We start from the raw sequence: 17,228 nt of genomic DNA, 5'->3' as shown, positions 1-17,228 counted from the left end.
CTTCTCTCTCCCTAAACTGCTCATTCATTCTCTTCGCCGTCCACCCATTGTTCTCCGGCCCGGTCAATGGCTTGTTTACTGACCAGCAATAATTTTGTTAGCCAGCCGGGCACCGGAGCTCCCATGTCCACGGCATTTTCTGTAATGCTGCCCAGTTCGCTGACCACATACCACACCAGCACCACCGGGCAAATTAAACACGGATAGTCAAAGGGCAGCGCAGCCGCAGGCAGCCGTTCCAGCAGCAGCGCCACCAGAATATCCGCTCCGGCCGCCACCAAAACCACCACAATCATTCCGGCCTTATGCCAAATACCCTCTCTGGCTCTGGCACTGGACCAGTCCCCCTTTTTGGCTGCTGCCGCAGAGCCGGTGGCATAATCCAGCAGCATAACGGCCACCCAGCCCACCACCAGCCAGCCCATCCAGCCCCAAAGGCCGGTCAGCAGCCCGACAACGGCGGCAAATACCGCCTTCCAAGTTTCAATAGTCTCCATTGTATTCTCCCCTCACATCTTTCATTTCCGGAAATTCTCCCCCTTTCAGGACGCCTCCCAGACTATCACCGATACATTCCCCTCATAGCCACTGGTCCCCGCACAGTGGAGCACCAGATTTCCATTGGAAGCAAGGGTGGCATAGGTCTCCCTGGCCGCCCATATATTCTGCCGATAGACACCGCCCACCAAAGCGGCCGCACGGCAGGTCACCACAGCGCCTGTCAGGGCACCGCTGAGAAAGGGATATGTAATCGTGCACTCTCCGCTGCCCGCAACCCACTGGGAAGAGACAAAGGAAGCGGTAAAGGAATGGACCTCTCCCACTTTTACCAGGGCAGTGTTAAACTCCTCCTCTGTGCCGGTATATCCCTTTTCCACCGCACTCTGATAGGCACTCTTTCCCTTCTCTCCCGCCGGACCCTGGGGCCCCTGCGCTCCTTGTTCTCCCTGGAGTCCCCGTTCTCCTTGTATTCCCTGAGGCCCCGGTTCTCCCTGGGGTCCGGGCTCTCCCTGGATTCCCTGGGGACCCTGCTGGCCGGGTTCCCCCTGGGGGCCCTGTTCACCTGGAGCTCCCTGGGGGCCCATCTCACCCCGAGCCCCCTGAGGTCCTGTGAGCTGACCGTTGTCATATTTTTCCTGAAAGCTTTCTCCGTCGGAAAACTTCACCCCATCGGCAGGCAGATTTTTGTTCTGGATCTTACCAATCGCCTCATCAATCTGTGCGCCGGTGAAGGCCCCGTTATATCCTTCCGCCATCGTTTCACTCCCTCATACACAAATAAACAGCTTGCTCCGCCGTCACATAAGCCCCTTCCTCCACCGGAATATAGGGGTGGTTGTCATTCCAGCTTCCATCCTCGCCCTGAGCAAACAGGGAAATGCGATACGCTCCATCTCCCCGGAGCAAGAAGTCGTCATAGATCTCGAAGGTCCGGGACGTATCGGCCGGAGTGTTGGAAAAGGAGGCCAACAGCACTCCCTTTCCCACACCGTATTCCTCTCCAGCCTTTGTCGCCCGGCATTCAAACGCCCGGCAGGGCTGATTGGAACGCACCGTGACGGTGATCCGGTCAAACCCCTCCACAGCGGACAGCCGCTCCCCCGTGGAAGAAAAAACGATCTCCGGTGCCGCCATCACACCACACTCCAGACCCCGGATGCATTGCGCACAAACACTTTGATCACCTTGACCCCATCGCCTGGGCTTGCGCTCTCCAAATCTGTCCCGGTGATGGTCACCTGAATATTGGTGGCCGCGGGATAGCCTCCCGCCGCCCCGCTGGTATTGACCGAGCCCCCATCTGTGGGAATGGAGATCCCCGCATCCTGCTGGGCACTGGCGGCCGGGACGACACAGACCTTATATTCTTCAAAGGGCACATCCGCAGTAAAGTGGATGACCGCCTTGCTGAACCCATCCGTCTTGGAAATTTTGCTTCGATCGGGCCCGGTGATGGTCACCACGGGGACCTCCGTATTGAGGGTAATGGTATCGCTGACGGCGAGGCTTTCATTTCCCACATCATCCCGCACCTTAAGATAAACCGTTTTCAGTCCGTCACCGCTGGTCAAATTGACACCTTTTGCGGCGGCAAACTTTTCCCAGCTGGCCTCTGCCTCCTCTTTGGCGGTGGCCACACCCCAAATTTTCATCTGGTATCCTGTGGGGTCCTCGTCACCCAAGGTAATATTCAGGGTCACCGCCGTAGAGCTGGCATACAGGGCCCCATCGTTGATGGACAAGGCGACCTGTGAAGGAGCCGCCGTATCCAGGGTCAGATTAAAGTAACTTGCCATCGTTTTCACTCTCCTTTTCTGTACAGAGTTCCAGGAAGACATATCCCCCCGGTCTTACATAGATCGGGTCTTCCCCAAGGGCTGCACTCTTGATGCCCATTTCGCCCAGCCGCAGCTGTTCCACGGTCTGCCCTGCGTAATGCAGCATTCCCTCACCCCCGAATCAGATAGAGGGTATCCGGGTCCTTTTGGGGAAGAGCCTCATAGGCCTCCCGGTCCATCACCCGGATCGTCCCGACCTCTTGGGAGGTGATCCCGGCAGAAAAGGGAATGTCAGAGGGCTCATAGGCCTCCCGGTCCACATTCCACACCAACCACACTCCATCCCCCGCCTTAGGCGGGTGCTGGTTGAGGGCAGTGAGACGCCGCTCCATCTGTTGAAATTCGGACGGCAGCACAGGTGGAAATTCATGCGTGGCATTGATGCTGTGGTACACCATAGCAAGAAAAACATTGCTGTGCTTTACCACCTCTCCATTGGTTCCGCGGATCTGCAAAAAATAATATCCGTCCGCTCCCAGCATCTCAGCGGTCAGCTGAGCCGAAAACAAATCTCCCTCTCTTTGCAGCTGGATCACATTTTTCTTCCCCTCCCGCTCCACATCCACCTTCAGGTCCCAGCCCTCCGGCAGAGGTGCAGACAGTTGGATGCAGGCTGCCAAATGGTCACCTTCAAAGCCCAGGGAATAATGATCCGGAGCACGGACGATCCAGTCCTCCATATAAAGCATCCATTTCACTCCTTATTTCCCATTTTTATAGAAAGGCGGTTCCCTTGCCGGGAACCGCCTTTCCTTCCGTCACTGCTGGGAGCCCTGGTCCTGTGCTTTTTCCGCAGCCTTCTCCGCCTCCTCCTGTTCCACTTCCTCCTGCTGGATGGCATGCTCCATGTCCTCCACCAGGCCCATGGCATAGGCCAGATAGAAGCGCTTCTCATCGGGATAGGCTTTGGCCAGTGCCTTGCCATGGGCGCCGGTAAACAGGCGCATGGCTCCGCTCTCCTCCTTGGAAATCTCAGGGTGCTCCTGCAGGAACATGGCCATGCCTACGGTGGCCAGATCGGGGGCGTCATTTTTCTCGGTGCACTGATACAGGGCATAGAGATGGTTGGGATTTACGACGTACATATTGTGTCTCCTCTCATAAAATTTTGTTATGGTCCTTTCGGCGTTCTTCTCCGCTCCGACTTCTGCCGGAAATTTGCTGATCGTCAGCAGGGCGCTTTCTGGAAACCATCCTTCATATTGGGTGGAACTGCCCCCAGTGTTGTACGATCGCGTGCAACCAAAAACGGCCGGCATCCACTTTTTGTGGATGCCGGCCGTCGAGCCAGTCATTTAATAGAGCTTGTCCAGCACTTCTACAATATCACCAATTACCCCATCGTTGCAGTGGCACAGGATCCGGGCCCCCCAATCCTTGACCTCCTGGGCACAGTTGGCCGGAGCAAAGGGTATGGCCGACTTTTCCAGCATGGGAATGTCATTCTGGTTGTCCCCCACACAATAGACGTGCTCCGGACGTACCCCTAAGATCTGGGCCAGCCGGGCCACCATTCCCCCTTTGGTACTTCCCTTACGGGTGATCTCCAAATAGCGGGGGTTGGAGAAAATCGCCTCATAGCGGTCTGCCCACCGGCTCAGCAGGCGCTCTCTCGCATTTACCAGAACCTCGTGCTCCTGGTGGAACAGCGCCTTGACCCAGGGGGTGGGCATCGCATGGACGGGACAGATGGTGTAGTCACAGGCCACTTTTTTCATGTGCGCCATGGTAATCTCATTGGGGTTCCAGATGTAGATATCCTCTCCATGGTAGGCCTCAAGGGACAGGGAGGGAAATTCTCCCATCAGTGCCCCCAAATCCGCCGGGGCCCGCTGGTCCAGCAGCGTCTGCTCCACCATTTCATCTTTCTGAAAGTCATAGATAGCCGCCCCATTGGACAGTACAGCCGGGGCATTCATCGGCACCATGGGGGCATAGGGTGCAAAGGTCCGGTGGGCACGCCCGGTGGCTACGGTAAAAAAACCGCCCTGGTGGATAAAATACCGGATGGCCTCTAGATTACGCTCTGGAATATGGAATGTAAGGTCATACAAGGTGTCATCAAAATCACTGGCCAACAACAGACCGTCAAACTTTCCCATGGGGACCTCTCTTTCCGTCCCCACAGGGACTTGTTCAGCGGAGATCTTCCGCCATCAAATACCAACGCATCCGGCTGTTGCCCATGAGCAGGGCATAGACGGCCATGCACAAGGCCCAGTCCAGCACCATATAGAAGCCGTTATACAGCAGGGAATAAAACCAGGGGGACGTCATGGTCAGCCCAAAGAACGTCTCGGGCATATACTCTGCCCAGATGGTAGCGCCCACTACATAGTGCACCAGGAAACGGGCCGCACAGCCCACGGTGGCGCCGGCATAGATGCTCCACTTCTTCCCGCGGAACAGCCCGGCCACACCCAGGACCATATAAGCGATCACATAGTCGCCCAAAATGGACTGCCAGCCGATGGCAATGCCGCCGGCCGCCATAAACTGGAGCACCCCCAGCACAAAGCCGGCCAGCAGGCCCCAGCCAGCGCCCCAACGGCAGGTAAACAGGAAAAAGGGAACCATGCACAGGGAGACCGTCCCACCCCAGGGCATCTTCCAAAGAGGAACCAGGTCCACGATCTGGCACAGGGCCACCAACAGGGCCCCCTCACACAGCATTCGGAGCAGGTAATGGGTTCTTACCGCCGCATTGGTTCTTGTCGCATTCATCTCAATTGCCTCCAAAAAGTAAGATACCGCAGTACATCCGGACGGGTGTAGTGCGGTCTTTCGGGAGACAAAAACAATCTCTCTTCCACTTCCTACGCCGGCATTACCCGGATCAGGTTCTAGGGACCGGAGGCAGTATGCTTGCCTCTGCATCTCAGCCGGGAACAAACTCCCAGCGCCCCTGTGTTCGATTGTGCTGCGGTTCTGGTTTATTTTATCCACGTCTTTGTCCTTTGTCAAGGAATTTTCCCGCCCGGTCCCCGTTCAGTTGACAAAGGGCGGCCCCTCCCCTATACTGAACATCAAGAGACAAGGGGGGAACGGATGTGACCAAAAAGGAGCTGCTGGACCGCTGCGCCCGCAATGGGGAAGAGCGTATCCTGCTGGGACGTACACTGGATAAACTGGAGCTGGCTCAGCAGCGGGGTATCCCAGCCCACACCCCATTTCTCTCCCCCGGTGAACAGGCCTCTGTCACGGACCTGCTTGCCGCTTGGGGACGGCCCCGTCATCTTTTTTGGGGCGGCTACCCGGATGGGGAGCGCCGGATCTGCGCGTTTCTCCCCGACTGGCAGGAGCCAGAGGACTTCCTGTCTGATCCAGAGGGCCCCCTCTCCGCCCTGGAGGCCAAATTCCCCTCCAGCGCCAGCCTAAGCCATCGGGATATTTTGGGCTCGCTTATGGGCCTTGGCATGACACGGGAAAAGCTGGGCGATATTCTCTTCCCCGCCCCCGGACTTTGCCAGGTAGTGGCCCTCACAGAGGCTATGCCCATTCTCCTGTCCCAGTGGGAGGGGGCCGGCCGGTGGAAGGTCAGTCTGACGCCCATTCCCCTCAGCCAGCTCTCTCCAAAGCCCGCTCAGGTCAAGACCATCCGTGATACCGTTGCCACCCCCAGGCTGGACGCGGTCGTCGCCGCGGGCTTCTCGCTGTCCAGGTCCAAAGCCTCCGCCCTTATCTCCGCCGGCAAGGTTGCCCTCAACCACCGGGAGTGTCTGAAGGGGGACAAGCTTGTGGAAGAGGGCGATGTGCTCACCTGTCGCGGACTTGGAAAATGTGTGGTCCAGGAGGTCCCCGGTCAATCTCGAAAGGGCCGCACCATGTTGGTTTTAGAGCGATATATTTAGAAATTTGACCGTCAGATCTACCCCTGAACCCAGCGGAGCTTATAACTTCCGCCGGGTCATATATAAGGAGGAAACCGGATGATCACCCAGGAAAAAATCAACCGCATCAACGCCCTGGCCAAAAAGGCCAAAACGCCCGAAGGCCTGACGCCGGAAGAGCAGGCCGAGCGCAGCGCTCTTCGCCGGGAATACATTGACGCCTTCAAGCAGAGCCTTACTGCCCAGCTGGACAACACCTATATTCAGTATCCCGACGGCACCAAAAAGAAGCTGGCCTTTAAGGAAGATCCTTCGGACGGAATGTCCTGATTTTTTTACACAAATCGCCGTATTGACAACCTTTTTCCTTTCTGAGATAATGAGTCGGCAAATGATTTTAGATTATGCGGGAGTTCCCGCTCCATAAATGAGGAGGCCTTTACTTATGGCTCGTATCAAATTCTCCACCGACTCCGCCGCGGATTTACCCGCCCAGCTTCGGGATGAGCTTTCGATCCAGGTGCTCCCCTTTCCCATTGCCATGGGAGACGAGGAATATGAGGACGGCGTAGACTTTACCCCCGACGAGTTTTTTGATATGCTCCTGTCCGCCCCCCAGATTCCCACCCATGCCCAACTCAATGCCTACATCTTTACCGAGTGCTTTGAGAATGCCTGGTCGGAAGGTTATACCGATCTTATTCACGTCTCCATTAACTCCAAGGGTTCTGCTACGTTCAGCAATGCCCTTCAGGCCCGTGACGACTTCTATCAGCATCACCCCGATGCCAAGGAGACCTTCCATATCCACCTCATCGACTCCAAAACCTACACCATGGCCTACGGCTGGGCAGTGGCCCAGGGTGTGAACATGGCCGCTGCCGGAAAAGAGGCCGAGGAGATCGTCGCCTACATTCAGGACTGGCTGGACCATGCGCGCGTCGTCTTTGCGCCGCTGGATCTGCGCTTTGCCAAAAAATCCGGCCGCATCTCCGCCGCCGCCGCCTTTATGGGAGAGGCCTTGGGGCTCAAGCCCATTATGACCTTTGTGGATGGGGAATCCAAAATTCTCTCCAAAGTTCGCGGAGAAAAGAATGTGATCTCCACCATTGTGGACATGTGCCGGAAAGAGCGCCAGAGTGGTACTCCCTATCTTCTGGTTCGGGGCAACAACCAGGAGCAGTCCGCCCGCCTGCGTGAGGCCTGCCAGGCCGCTCTGGGTGAACCGACCGCCCTGGAATATCCCATCGGCGGCGTGGTAGCCATCAATGCCGGTCCTAACCTGGTGGGCATCGTCTACCGCACGTAAGACAGGCCTTCGCCTGCCCGTCGGTCCTTGCCGTTGATTGACTTTCCGCCATACACACAAGAACTCCCCCCTGATGCAGGAACGTAACCCTACATCAGGGGGGATTGTTATGGATACCGCAAAATTCTGGACCAAACATGTGTGAGCAAGCAGGGGACGGGCAACTCGGGTGTCAAATACTTCTCCCCTCCGGTTAAGAAAGCGTTAAACAATCCCCGCCCCTCTTCCATTTCCACGCAAAAAAGATTAAGCTAGCCTTGATAATTCCCACCGCGCCCCACACGAGGACGTCGGAGAGCATCAAAGGGGGCAAACGAAATGGTTTCTGCTCAGATCGCCGCTGTGGCGATTTTTCTGGTGATGTTTCTTTTGCTGGTGCTGGAAAAGTTTCCCCGGCACCTGGTAACCCTTCTTTGCGGCTTGGCCACGCTGGTGCTGGTCTTTGGAATCTGCATGAAGGACCCGAGCGCGATTGTAGAGTCTTTAAGCTTTCAAAGCTTTGTCTCCCCTACCTTTTGGTACTCCACCGGCGAGGTAGAGACCACCACAGGCATCAACTGGGAAACCATCCTGTTTATTGCGGGCATGATGATTATGGTGGAGGGTATGGCCAGCAGCGGCTTTTTTCGGTGGCTCTGCATTAAGTTGGCCCGCATGGTCCACTTCAAGCCCGCCCCTTTGTTCATTCTCTTTATGATCCTCTCCGCTGCCTTGTCCATGTTCATTGACAGCATCACAGTCATTATGTTCCTGGCGGCGGTCACGGCCGAGCTGGCCCGGCTCATGGGACTCAGTCCTACCCCGCTTATTCTGGCGGAAATTTTCTGTGCCAACCTGGGCGGCTCCGCCACCATGTGCGGCGACCCGCCCAACATTATCATCGGCGCCTCGCTGGGTTACTCCTTCTTTGACTTTATCAGCAACACCGGCGTCATTGCCCTGGCGGCCATGGTGCTGGTCGTTCCCTACTTCTATTTCTTCTTCCGGAAGTACTTGGTTCCCTCGGGCACCGGCGCTGATCCCGCATCTTTCCCCGATCCCAGGGATGCCATCACCTCCATGCGCGGTTTTTTGGTCAGCTGCGTCATCTTTGCCGCGGCAGTTATCCTTCTCATCACCCACGCCCAGACCGGGCTCACCGTGGCCACCATTGGACTTTCCATTGGCCTTGTCACCCTGCTGGCAGCCGGGAAAGAGGCCGGCACACTGCTCAAGCGCGTGGACTACGCAACTCTCCTCTTTTTCATCGGGCTGTTCGTGGCGGTGAGCGGCCTGGAGTACACCGGGACTCTGGAACTTCTGGCCCAGTTTATCCAGTTTGTCAGCGGCGGCAACGTCTATATTATGGTGGCCATCATCATCTGGGGCTCCGCCCTGGCCAGTGCCTTTATTGACAACATTCCCTTTGCCGCCACCATGATTCCCGTCATCCGCACCCTGTCCTCGGTACAGGGGGTAGACCTTCAGACGCTGGCCTGGGCCCTGTCCGTTGGAACGGACATTGGCGGAAGCGCCACCCCCATCGGAGCCTCCGCCAATGTGGTGGGGACCTCCATTGCGGCTAAAAACGGCTTCCCCGTCACCTGGGGGCAATATTGCAAGGCCCAGGCTCCAGCCACCATTCTGGTGCTGGTAGTAGCCACGGTTATTATCTTTGTCCGGTATCTATAACGTGAGGGAGGGTTTTCTTGTGGAGAAACAGCTGATCATTTCCGTATGCAGAGAGTTTGGCAGCGGCGGCCATGAGATCGCCTCCGAACTGGCCCGCCGGTTCAATCTGCCCCTTTATGACAAAAATATTTTGGAGCAGATTGCCTGCAAACACAATCTGAACATCCGCCGTCTGGAACCCTATGACGAGGCCCCAAAGAATATCTTTACCTCCCGTAAGGTAAAGGGCTTCAGCAACTCTCCCGAGGAGCAGGTGGCCCAGATGCAGTTTCGCTACCTGCGTGCAAAGGCGGAAGAGGGCGTGTCCTTTGTGGTATTAGGACGCTGTTCTGAGGAGATTTTAAAGGACTTCCCCTGCCTTGTGTCCATTTTTGTCTTGTCAGACATTGCCTTTAAAAAGGAGCGCACCATGACGCGGGGCCACACTTCGGAGGAGGATGCCCTGGAGCTTATGGCCCGTGCAGACCGGAGGCGAAAATACTACCACAACCAGCACTGCCGCGGCAAATGGGGTGACTCCCGCAACTATGACCTGTGTGTCAACAGCGCACGGCTGGGCATCGACGGCACCACCGACCTGTTGGAGGGATACATCCGCTCCCGTCAGGCTCTGATGTAAGAACAAGACTGTGAAGGGACCACACCCTCCACAGTCTTATTTTTTCTCCCGGCCAAAGAGTTCCCGCAGTCCTATTAATATAAGGAATCCCCCAAAACACCTGCGCAGGGCTCCTTCCTCCAATCCCGTAGCCACCCAGGCCCCCAGAGCGGCAAACACCAGTCCCGCTCCAATGGCAGGAAGAAGGGCTCTTTTTTCCACATAGCCATTTTTCAGGTGAGCTGGCAGGGCCAACAGCCCCGCAGGCAGGAAGTACAGCAAATTGATTCCCTGGGCCTGGGACTGCTCTACCCCGGCGAAGGCCGTCATATACACCAGCAACAGGGTTCCGCCCCCTACCCCAAAGCCAGACAGTACCCCAGTCGCCGCTCCCGCCAGGAGCGGGATCAACCATTCTCTCATAAAAAGCTTCTGATCCCTCCATAGAGCAGCAGCAGTCCAAAGGCCCGCCGAAGCCAGCTGACCTTCATTCCGCCAAACCATTTACCCCCCATCCAGCCCCCCAGGGCTCCTCCTGCCAGATAGGGCAGGGCTGTCATCAGATCCAAGCCGCCCCGCCAAAGATAGATCCCCGCCGACAGGGCGCACAGAGGCAAAATGACCGCTACCGAGGTTGCAAAGGCACGCCGCTGCTCCAGAGCACAAAATCCGGTGAGCGCAGGCACCAGTACCGAACCGCCGCCCCCGCCGAAAAATCCATTGCACAGCCCTGCCGCCGCCCCGGCGGCCAGATAGCACCATGGAATCCCTTTCAACGCAAATCCCCCCATTTCCCAGATAGTATGCGGGAAACGGGGGGATTTTATCCTTTTTTATGTTCCAAACAAGTAAGATCGCCCATCCGCTTGACAAGCTGCCCAGCACATAGTACGCTAACTAAGCAGCTAAGGTATTCATGTTTCAATATCATCGCAACGGAGGGATCTAATGTGTTGAACTGGATCTCATTTCTGACCTATGCCATCATCACTGCCGCCACCCCAGGGCCCAACAACATCATGTCCATGTCCAACGGCATTCGGAAGGGATTTCGGGGGGCGATGCCCTTTAACCTGGGTATTTTAACGGGTTTTTCCATGGTAATGGTTCTGTGTACCCTCTTCTGTACCCTGCTGTCTGCCTTGATCCCCAAAATCAAGGTACCCATGCTGGTGTTAGGGGCAGGGTATATGCTCTATTTGGCCTGGGAGATCTTCCGCTCCTCCGACCTCATTGAGGAGGACCACTCCCGCAGCGGATTTCTCTCTGGGCTTCTGCTGCAGTTCATTAACCCTAAAATCTACATCTACTGCATCATGTCCATGGAGGCCTATATCCTGCCCTTTTACAGTCAGGATTTCCAGGCGCTGTTGGGCTTTGACCTGCTGCTGTCCTTGATCGGCTTTGTGTTTACCCTGTGCTGGACGGCGTTCGGCTCGGTCTTCCAAACGCTCTTTTCCCGCCATGCGCGGGTGGTGAACACCATTTTGGCGCTTCTGCTGGTTTACTGCGCGGTCTCGCTCTTTATGGCCTGAGTCTTAGTCGGTAAGCTTATCCAGCAGCAGTTTCAGTTCTTCCAGCTTTTCCTCCGGGCTGCCGGAGACAGCCGCCTCCCGGACGCAGCAATCCATATGGGCCCGGAGGACCATGCGGTTGGCCTTTTTCAGGATGGACTGGGTAGCCATCAGCTGGTTGGATACATCCAGACAGTACCGGTCCTCCTCCACCATTTTCAAAATCCCGTCAATCTGGCCCCGTGCGGTCTTTAAAAGCCGCTCAATCTGGGCGTGATCTGCCTTCATTGAATGGACACCACCTCATAGCCAGCCTCTGTCACGGCGTTGGTGAGGGTCTGGTCGTCCACCTCTTTGGAAAGGGTAAGTGCGGCGGACTTGCCCTCCAGACTCATTTCCACCTTGTCCACTCCGTCAATGGCGCTAAGGGCCTTTTCCACCCGTCCGGTGCAGTGGGTGCACATCATTCCTTCAATGATCATCGTCTTGTTCATGGTAGGTTCTCCTTTCGTTTCTTCCATTCTATTTTGTTCTTCCAGTTCCAGGGGGCAGCTTCCTTCACAGGGGGCTGTCCCTTGTTCTGTCCGGAATTTACTTTTAAAAAGCCGCAGGCGCAGCGCATTGCTGACCACGCACACCGAACTCAGGCTCATCGCCGCAGCGGCAAACATGGGGTTCAGCTGCCAGTGGGTCCAGTGGTAAAACACCCCGGCAGCCAGAGGAATCCCCAGGGAATTGTAGAAAAAGGCCCAGAAAAGGTTCTCCTTGATGTTGCGGATGGTGGCCCTGGAGAGCTCCACCGCGGCCGCCGCATCCAGAAGGTCCGACTTCATCAGTACAATGTCCGCACTCTCTATGGCCACGTCAGTGCCCGCTCCAATGGCCAGACCCACATCTGCACGGGCCAGGGCAGGGGCATCGTTAATGCCATCACCCACCATGGCCACCTTCTTCCCCGCCTCCTGGAGCTCCCGCACCTTTCGCTCCTTGTCCTGGGGAAGCACCTGAGCCATTACCTGGGTGACACCTAGCTCTTTTCCAATGGCGTCGGCCGTACGCTGGTTATCTCCGGTGAGCATGACCACTTCCAGTCCCAGCTGCCGGAAGGCGGCCACCGCCGCGGCACTGGTGGGCTTTGGGGTGTCGGCCACCGCAATGAGGCCAAGCACCCGCTTCTCATCGGCAAAGTACAGGGGTGTCTTGCCCTGCCCCGCCAGCTCCTCCGCCCTTTGGGCAAAGCTGCCCAGATCCACGCCGTTTTCCTCCATCATGGCCTGGTTTCCACCCAAAAAGCTCCGGCCCTTCAGGGATGCCCGGACTCCCCGGCCATGGACGGCGGCAAAATCCTCCACCCGAGCCTGGGGCAGTGCCCGCTTTTTTCCCTCGTCCACAATGGCGGCAGCCAGAGGGTGCTCCGAGGGGGCTTCCAGGCAGGCAGCCAAGGTAAGCAGCCCCTCCTCATCCATATCCTCCCCAGGCAGAATGTCGGTAACCACCGGTTCTCCGCGGGTGAGGGTACCTGTCTTGTCCAGCACCACGGTATCTACGGTATGAAGATGTTCCAGCGCTTCGGCGGATTTTACCAAAATACCGTTTTCCGCTCCTTTTCCGGTGCCCACCATAATAGCCACCGGGGTGGCAAGTCCCAGGGCGCAGGGGCAGGAGATGACCAGCACCGCCACCCCGGCCGTCAGGGCTTTTGTCACATCGTACCCACTGGCCACAAACCACACCAGGGCCGTCACCGCCGCAATGGCCATGACCACCGGCACAAAGACTCCGGCCACCTTGTCAGCCAGCTTGGCAATGGGGGCTTTGGAGGCGGAGGCCTCCTCCACCAGGCGGATCATCTGGGCCAGGGTGGTGTCCTCCCCCACCCGGCTGGCTTCCAAAACAAAATAGCCGGATTTGTTGAGGGTGGCGGCGGCCACCTTGTCCCCAGGGCCCTTATCTGCGGGGATGGACTCACCCGTGAGGGCGGACTCGTCCACCGCGGAGTTTCCCTCCACAATCACCCCGTCCACCGGGATAGACTGTCCTGGCCGAACGGCCACCTTATCCCCTACCCGGACCTCTTCTACAGGAATTTCCACTTCCTCTCCATTCCGAAGGACATGGGCGGTCTTGGGGGCCAGATCCATCAAGCGGGTAATCGCCTGGCTGGTTTTGCCTTTGGACCGGGTCTCCAGAAATTTTCCCAGGGTAATAAGCGTCAAGATCATTCCGGCGGACTCAAAGTACAAGTCCATATGGTACCGCTCCACCAGTGCCATGTCCCCATGGCCCAGGCCGTAGCCCATCTGGTAGATGGCAAACACCCCATAGACCACCGCCGCGGCGGAACCGACTGCAATGAGGGAATCCATGTTGGGCGCCCCATGACAAAGAGTTTTAAACCCAACCTTATAATACTTATCGTTGAGATAAAGGATGGGCAGCGTGAGCAATAGCTGCGTCAAAGCGAAGGAAAGTGCGTTTTCCATCCCCACCAGGAAGGAAGGCAGGGGTGCTCCCAGCATGTGGCCCATAGAGATATAAAAAAGCGGGATCAGGAATACAAAAGACCACACCAGGCGGTGCTTCATGGAGGCAATCTCCCCCTCCATCCCATCTTCCCGTTTTGTCACAGCGGCGCTCTTCCCCTTTTCCTGCGGGAGAGAAGCCCCATATCCCGCCTCCTCCACTGCTTTGATGATGTCCTGGGCGGTCAGACGGCTCTCGTCAAACTGAGCCACCATGGAGTTGGCCAATAGGTTGACCTCCGCCTTCTCCACTCCCCCCAGCTTGTTGACGGCTTTTTCCACATGGGCGGAGCACGCACTGCAGGTCATGCCGGTTATATTGAATTTCTGCTTCATAATCTTCACCAGTCTTTCTTCTCCCCTCGGGTATACCCCACCCCAGGGGGGTGTTATCATTTTATCCTCAGGGACTCCTTTTGTCAAGAGGGCAGAAACCGAACAAATCCCCAAAAGCTGTGCGAATGGTCAAAGGACGGGAATGCAGCTTCCCAGTTCTCCCGTCCTACAGAATCTTTCCGGTTATAAATTTACAGTTTATTTATATAATATGTGCTATACTTTCCTTTGTCCAAATCAAACAACAGAGGAGGTTTCCCTGTGGGCTTACAGCAGCTATCCTGGCGCCAGCGGGGCGCGCTCTGGCTTCGCCTGTCCATCCGCTTTGTGGTGACGCTGGCTTGTTTCCTCATCATTTACTTTTTGGGCCGGCCCTTACTGTCTCTTTTTGCTCCATTCCTTCTGGCCCTGATCACCGCTGCCTTGCTCAATCCCCTGGTCAAGCGGCTCCAGCGGACCTTCGGATGGAGCCGCGGGCCGCTGTCCCTGCTGCTCCTGCTGCTGCTCTTTGGTCTGGCAGGCGGCGCCATGGTACTGCTGGTCTACGCCGCAGTAGGACAGCTGGTCTCCCTGGCTCAAAACTGGAGCGGTCTTTTGGACAGCCTTCAGTCTACGCTGGAGCAAATTGAGGACCTGTCCTTCAATCTTTGGGCCCTGGTTCCCCCCCAGGTAGCCGATTTTATCAACGCCACCTTCAACAGCTTTTTTGAGTGGTTCAAGGATTCCGCCTCCGACTGGCTGGCCACCTTCGGCTCCGCCGTGGGCGAAAAGGCCATGGGGCTTCCCTCCTTTGTCATTGCCCTGGTCATCTACGTCATGGCAGCCTACCTGCTCACCGCCGACTATCCCTATCTGCGCAGCCGGGCGGCCCAGCATCTGGACGAGGGGCTGCTTCACTTCCTGGGGCAGGTCCGTTCGGTGGCCCTGGGAGCTTTCGGCGGGTATCTGAAGGCAGAATTTCTCCTGTCCGTGGGCGTGTTTTTCATTTTGCTGGCCGGCTTTACCATTATCCGTCAGCCCTATGGCCTGCTGCTGGCGCTGGGACTTGCTGTTCTGGACTTTATCCCCATCGTGGGAGCGGGCACCGTGATGGTCCCCTGGGCCTTCATGGCCCTCTTTTTGGGAAATTTTGCCTCAGCGGTGGAGCTGATGGTCATCTGGGGCGTGATCGCACTGTTTCGCCGGGTGATGGAACCAAAGTTTGTAGGCGATCAGACGGGCCTGTCCCCCATTCTCTCCCTGGTGAGCATTTACGTGGGCATGAAGCTGGGGGGCGTGCTGGGAATGATCCTGGGGCCTATCCTCCTGCTGGTACTGCTGAACCTGGCCGGAATGGGAATGTTTCGCGGGCTTCGCCTGGATCTGATCGCCGCTGTACGGGACATCGCCTCCATTTTATCCCACCCCGCGGAGGCTCCGGACAAAAAAAGTTAAAACTTCCCGAAATTGTTCAAAAACATATTTGTTTTTCTTCATGCTTTCTTCACAATTAGGCGCTATGATAATCCCTGTAAAAAGAAGGATCCCTGTTGGACATCCTTTGAAAGGAGCGTTTTCATCATGGATGAATTTAATTTCTATAACAGCGAGAATGACGGCTACCGGGGTGGTTTCGGCGACTACACAGATCCCACACCCAATTCCCAGCCACAGTACCAATACACCCAGCAGCCGGGCACACCCGGCCAAGGCCCCAGAAAGCGGGGCGGAGCCCGCAAGATCATCGCTCTGCTTTTGGCCTGTGCCCTGGTGGGCGGCGGAGCCGGCGTAGGAGGGGCCGCATTGTACGGCAAGCTCACCCAGCCTGAGACCGTGGTCTATGAGGGCGAGCGTCCCCAGGTCCAGACTGTGGTCAATTCCAACAGCGGCCAGCCCATGACCGCAGAGGAACTTTACGCCGCAAACCTGGCCTCCTGCGTAGGTATTACGGTAAATACCACCGTGAATATCTTCGGCCAGACCACCACCTCTGCCGCCAGCGGCTCCGGCTTTGTGCTGACCCAGGACGGTTACATTGTTACCAACTATCACGTGATCGAGGATGCGGCGAAGGACCCCTCCGTCACCATCGAAGTCTCCTTTGCCAGCGGTGAAAAGTACACCGCCAAACTGGTAGGCGGCGAGCAGGACAATGATGTGGCCATCATCAAGATCGATGCCACCGGCCTCCAGGCCGTTACCCTGGGTGACAGCGACAAGCTGGTGGTAGGCGAGCCGGTCTACGCCATCGGCAACCCTCTGGGCGAGCTGACCTATTCCCTCACCGACGGCATCGTCTCCGCCCTGGACCGTCTGATCACCACCTCCACCACCAATGAGAACGGCCAGACGGAGACCACCACCCTGAACGTGCTGCAAACCAACTGCGCCATCAACCCCGGCAACTCCGGCGGCCCCCTCTTTGACAGCTACGGCAATGTGGTGGGCATCGTATCCGCCAAGTATACCCAATCCTCCTCCGGTGTCTCTGCCGAGGGCCTGGGCTTCGCCATTCCCATCAACGATGTGAAGACCATTCTCTCCGACCTCATCGAGCATGGCTATGTCACCGGCAAGCCCTATATGGGCGTTCAGGTCTCCTCTGTTCCGGAATACGCACAGCGCTACGGCATCAGCGCCGGTGCCTATGTAGAGAGCGTAGCCGACGGCTCCTGTGCTCAGAAGTCCGGCCTCCAGACGGGCGACATCATCATCGCCATTGACGATACCGCCATTGATTCCAGCTCTGCTCTCACTGCGGCGCTGTCCTCCAATTACAAGGCTGGAGACACCGCCACCCTCACTGTGCTGCGCGGCACTGAGACCAAAACGCTCTCCATCACCTTTGATGAAAAGAACGAGCAGACCGAAGCAGCTAACCAACCTCAGCAGCAGTCCAATGAACAGCAGCAACAGCAATCCGGCAACTCTTATAACTGGCCCTTTGGCAACTATTTCGGCTGGTAAGCACACTTCCCCACATCTCTTCTCATTCGTCTCCCTGATACCCGCGGTCCAGGCCCAATGTCACTTAGTTAGCAAGTAAGGAACCTCACAAAGGCAGCACACAGCAAAGCGAAAGCAAGCTGTGTGCTGTCTTTTGCGACATTAGGGCATGACAACAAAGCGG

The 17,228-nt window shown here is 56.9% G+C and carries 21 protein-coding genes and 1 riboswitch; of the genes, 8 read left to right on the top strand and 13 right to left on the bottom strand.

All coding sequences use genetic code 11. From position 1 onward, the window contains the following. Positions 1-20: 20 nt before the first annotated feature. From ACTQ3R_RS12255 to ACTQ3R_RS12215, 9 genes are all read right to left on the bottom strand, one after another. Complete coding sequence (locus ACTQ3R_RS12255) at positions 21-497, bottom strand: phage holin family protein (protein WP_441779459.1); 477 nt, start codon at positions 495-497, stop codon at positions 21-23. A 45-nt stretch (positions 498-542) separates the two neighbouring features. Beyond that, positions 543-1,256, bottom strand: coding sequence for a hypothetical protein (locus ACTQ3R_RS12250; protein ID WP_441779458.1), 714 nt, complete (start codon positions 1,254-1,256; stop codon positions 543-545). Between the two features lie 4 nt (positions 1,257-1,260). Continuing rightward, complete coding sequence (locus ACTQ3R_RS12245; RefSeq protein WP_441779457.1) at positions 1,261-1,635, bottom strand: hypothetical protein; 375 nt, start codon at positions 1,633-1,635, stop codon at positions 1,261-1,263. Further along, entirely contained in the window at positions 1,635-2,297 is a 663-nt protein-coding gene (locus ACTQ3R_RS12240; protein WP_441779456.1) for a hypothetical protein, read from the bottom strand. The genes ACTQ3R_RS12245 and ACTQ3R_RS12240 overlap by 1 nt, the downstream gene beginning before the upstream one ends. Further along, positions 2,281-2,445 (bottom strand): hypothetical protein, encoded by a 165-nt coding sequence (locus ACTQ3R_RS12235; RefSeq protein WP_441779455.1) that lies wholly within the window; start codon positions 2,443-2,445, stop codon positions 2,281-2,283. Before ACTQ3R_RS12235 ends, ACTQ3R_RS12240 begins: the two co-directional genes overlap by 17 nt. 4 nt (positions 2,446-2,449) lie before the next feature. After that, complete coding sequence (locus ACTQ3R_RS12230) at positions 2,450-3,028, bottom strand: phage upper tail fiber protein (RefSeq protein WP_441779454.1); 579 nt, start codon at positions 3,026-3,028, stop codon at positions 2,450-2,452. 69 nt (positions 3,029-3,097) lie between these two features. Next, positions 3,098-3,424 (bottom strand): hypothetical protein, encoded by a 327-nt coding sequence (locus ACTQ3R_RS12225; RefSeq protein WP_441779453.1) that lies wholly within the window; start codon positions 3,422-3,424, stop codon positions 3,098-3,100. 210 nt (positions 3,425-3,634) lie between these two features. Continuing rightward, the gene (locus ACTQ3R_RS12220) at positions 3,635-4,441 is read right to left on the bottom strand and encodes an HAD-IIB family hydrolase (RefSeq protein WP_441779452.1); all 807 of its coding nucleotides are present in this window, start codon (positions 4,439-4,441) and stop codon (positions 3,635-3,637) included. A 34-nt stretch (positions 4,442-4,475) separates the two neighbouring features. Continuing rightward, positions 4,476-5,063, bottom strand: coding sequence for an energy-coupled thiamine transporter ThiT (locus tag ACTQ3R_RS12215; protein ID WP_441779451.1), 588 nt, complete (start codon positions 5,061-5,063; stop codon positions 4,476-4,478). 72 nt (positions 5,064-5,135) lie between these two features. Continuing rightward, a riboswitch (TPP riboswitch) is annotated at positions 5,136-5,256 on the bottom strand. Positions 5,257-5,389: 133 nt separating this feature from the next. Between ACTQ3R_RS12215 and ACTQ3R_RS12210 the strand changes: the two genes are divergently transcribed. The 5 genes from ACTQ3R_RS12210 (at position 5,390) to ACTQ3R_RS12190 (ending at position 9,768) form a co-directional block, all read left to right on the top strand. Next, a complete protein-coding gene (locus tag ACTQ3R_RS12210; RefSeq protein WP_441779450.1) occupies positions 5,390-6,190 on the top strand; it encodes an RNA-binding protein in 801 nt (266 codons plus the stop codon). A gap of 81 nt (positions 6,191-6,271) precedes the next feature. After that, the gene (locus tag ACTQ3R_RS12205) at positions 6,272-6,499 is read left to right on the top strand and encodes a DUF896 domain-containing protein (protein ID WP_441779510.1); all 228 of its coding nucleotides are present in this window, start codon (positions 6,272-6,274) and stop codon (positions 6,497-6,499) included. 115 nt (positions 6,500-6,614) lie between these two features. Next, positions 6,615-7,478, top strand: a complete 864-nt coding sequence (locus tag ACTQ3R_RS12200) for a DegV family protein (protein ID WP_441779449.1) — start codon at positions 6,615-6,617, stop codon at positions 7,476-7,478. 318 nt (positions 7,479-7,796) lie between these two features. Further along, positions 7,797-9,149 carry an SLC13 family permease gene (locus ACTQ3R_RS12195; RefSeq protein WP_441779448.1) on the top strand — a complete coding sequence of 451 codons (1,353 nt, stop codon included), beginning with the start codon at positions 7,797-7,799 and terminating at the stop codon, positions 9,147-9,149. A 19-nt stretch (positions 9,150-9,168) separates the two neighbouring features. Beyond that, positions 9,169-9,768 carry an AAA family ATPase gene (locus ACTQ3R_RS12190; RefSeq protein ID WP_441779447.1) on the top strand — a complete coding sequence of 200 codons (600 nt, stop codon included), beginning with the start codon at positions 9,169-9,171 and terminating at the stop codon, positions 9,766-9,768. 36 nt (positions 9,769-9,804) lie between these two features. Here ACTQ3R_RS12190 and ACTQ3R_RS12185 read toward each other — a convergent pair whose 3' ends face one another. Continuing rightward, on the bottom strand, positions 9,805-10,170 hold the full coding sequence (locus ACTQ3R_RS12185; RefSeq protein WP_441779446.1) for a sulfite exporter TauE/SafE family protein: 366 nt from the start codon (positions 10,168-10,170) through the stop codon (positions 9,805-9,807). Then, a complete protein-coding gene (locus ACTQ3R_RS12180; RefSeq protein WP_441779445.1) occupies positions 10,167-10,523 on the bottom strand; it encodes a TSUP family transporter in 357 nt (118 codons plus the stop codon). Before ACTQ3R_RS12180 ends, ACTQ3R_RS12185 begins: the two co-directional genes overlap by 4 nt. A gap of 174 nt (positions 10,524-10,697) precedes the next feature. Here ACTQ3R_RS12180 and ACTQ3R_RS12175 point away from each other — a divergent pair, with 174 nt between their 5' ends. Beyond that, complete coding sequence (locus tag ACTQ3R_RS12175; RefSeq protein WP_441779444.1) at positions 10,698-11,282, top strand: LysE family transporter; 585 nt, start codon at positions 10,698-10,700, stop codon at positions 11,280-11,282. Between the two features lie 3 nt (positions 11,283-11,285). Here the strand turns inward: ACTQ3R_RS12175 and ACTQ3R_RS12170 are convergent, their stop codons facing one another. Both ACTQ3R_RS12170 and ACTQ3R_RS12165 read right to left on the bottom strand, forming a co-directional pair. Continuing rightward, on the bottom strand, positions 11,286-11,549 hold the full coding sequence (locus ACTQ3R_RS12170; protein ID WP_441779443.1) for a metal-sensing transcriptional repressor: 264 nt from the start codon (positions 11,547-11,549) through the stop codon (positions 11,286-11,288). Next, the gene (locus tag ACTQ3R_RS12165; protein ID WP_441779509.1) at positions 11,546-14,119 is read right to left on the bottom strand and encodes a heavy metal translocating P-type ATPase; all 2,574 of its coding nucleotides are present in this window, start codon (positions 14,117-14,119) and stop codon (positions 11,546-11,548) included. The genes ACTQ3R_RS12170 and ACTQ3R_RS12165 overlap by 4 nt, the downstream gene beginning before the upstream one ends. A gap of 261 nt (positions 14,120-14,380) precedes the next feature. Here ACTQ3R_RS12165 and ytvI point away from each other — a divergent pair, with 261 nt between their 5' ends. After that, on the top strand, positions 14,381-15,553 hold the full coding sequence (gene ytvI, locus ACTQ3R_RS12160; protein ID WP_441779442.1) for a sporulation integral membrane protein YtvI: 1,173 nt from the start codon (positions 14,381-14,383) through the stop codon (positions 15,551-15,553). A 126-nt stretch (positions 15,554-15,679) separates the two neighbouring features. Then, entirely contained in the window at positions 15,680-17,065 is a 1,386-nt protein-coding gene (locus ACTQ3R_RS12155) for a S1C family serine protease (RefSeq protein WP_441779441.1), read from the top strand. Positions 17,066-17,228: the final 163 nt, after the last annotated feature.

The sequence above is a fragment of the Lawsonibacter sp. LCP25S3_E2 genome (assembly GCF_052117285.1).
GTDB lineage: Bacteria > Bacillota > Clostridia > Oscillospirales > Oscillospiraceae > Lawsonibacter.
The sequence above is the reverse complement of the archived record's forward strand: the minus strand, read 5'-3'. Positions and strand labels throughout refer to the sequence as shown.

What these genes read in the sequence shown, in the direction of transcription:
- ACTQ3R_RS12255 (WP_441779459.1), bottom strand. Translation starts at nt 497, where the DNA reads ATGGAGACTATTGAAACTTGGAAGGCGGTATTTGCCGCCGTTGTCGGG.
- ACTQ3R_RS12250 (WP_441779458.1), bottom strand. Translation starts at nt 1,256, where the DNA reads ATGGCGGAAGGATATAACGGGGCCTTCACCGGCGCACAGATTGATGAG.
- ACTQ3R_RS12245 (WP_441779457.1), bottom strand. Translation starts at nt 1,635, where the DNA reads ATGGCGGCACCGGAGATCGTTTTTTCTTCCACGGGGGAGCGGCTGTCC.
- ACTQ3R_RS12240 (WP_441779456.1), bottom strand. Translation starts at nt 2,297, where the DNA reads ATGGCAAGTTACTTTAATCTGACCCTGGATACGGCGGCTCCTTCACAG.
- ACTQ3R_RS12235 (WP_441779455.1), bottom strand. Translation starts at nt 2,445, where the DNA reads ATGCTGCATTACGCAGGGCAGACCGTGGAACAGCTGCGGCTGGGCGAA.
- ACTQ3R_RS12230 (WP_441779454.1), bottom strand. Translation starts at nt 3,028, where the DNA reads ATGCTTTATATGGAGGACTGGATCGTCCGTGCTCCGGATCATTATTCC.
- ACTQ3R_RS12225 (WP_441779453.1), bottom strand. Translation starts at nt 3,424, where the DNA reads ATGTACGTCGTAAATCCCAACCATCTCTATGCCCTGTATCAGTGCACC.
- ACTQ3R_RS12220 (WP_441779452.1), bottom strand. Translation starts at nt 4,441, where the DNA reads ATGGGAAAGTTTGACGGTCTGTTGTTGGCCAGTGATTTTGATGACACC.
- ACTQ3R_RS12215 (WP_441779451.1), bottom strand. Translation starts at nt 5,063, where the DNA reads ATGAATGCGACAAGAACCAATGCGGCGGTAAGAACCCATTACCTGCTC.
- ACTQ3R_RS12200 (WP_441779449.1), top strand. Translation starts at nt 6,615, where the DNA reads ATGGCTCGTATCAAATTCTCCACCGACTCCGCCGCGGATTTACCCGCC.
- ACTQ3R_RS12195 (WP_441779448.1), top strand. Translation starts at nt 7,797, where the DNA reads ATGGTTTCTGCTCAGATCGCCGCTGTGGCGATTTTTCTGGTGATGTTT.
- ACTQ3R_RS12185 (WP_441779446.1), bottom strand. Translation starts at nt 10,170, where the DNA reads ATGAGAGAATGGTTGATCCCGCTCCTGGCGGGAGCGGCGACTGGGGTA.
- ACTQ3R_RS12170 (WP_441779443.1), bottom strand. Translation starts at nt 11,549, where the DNA reads ATGAAGGCAGATCACGCCCAGATTGAGCGGCTTTTAAAGACCGCACGG.
- ACTQ3R_RS12165 (WP_441779509.1), bottom strand. Translation starts at nt 14,119, where the DNA reads ATGAAGCAGAAATTCAATATAACCGGCATGACCTGCAGTGCGTGCTCC.
- ACTQ3R_RS12155 (WP_441779441.1), top strand. Translation starts at nt 15,680, where the DNA reads ATGGATGAATTTAATTTCTATAACAGCGAGAATGACGGCTACCGGGGT.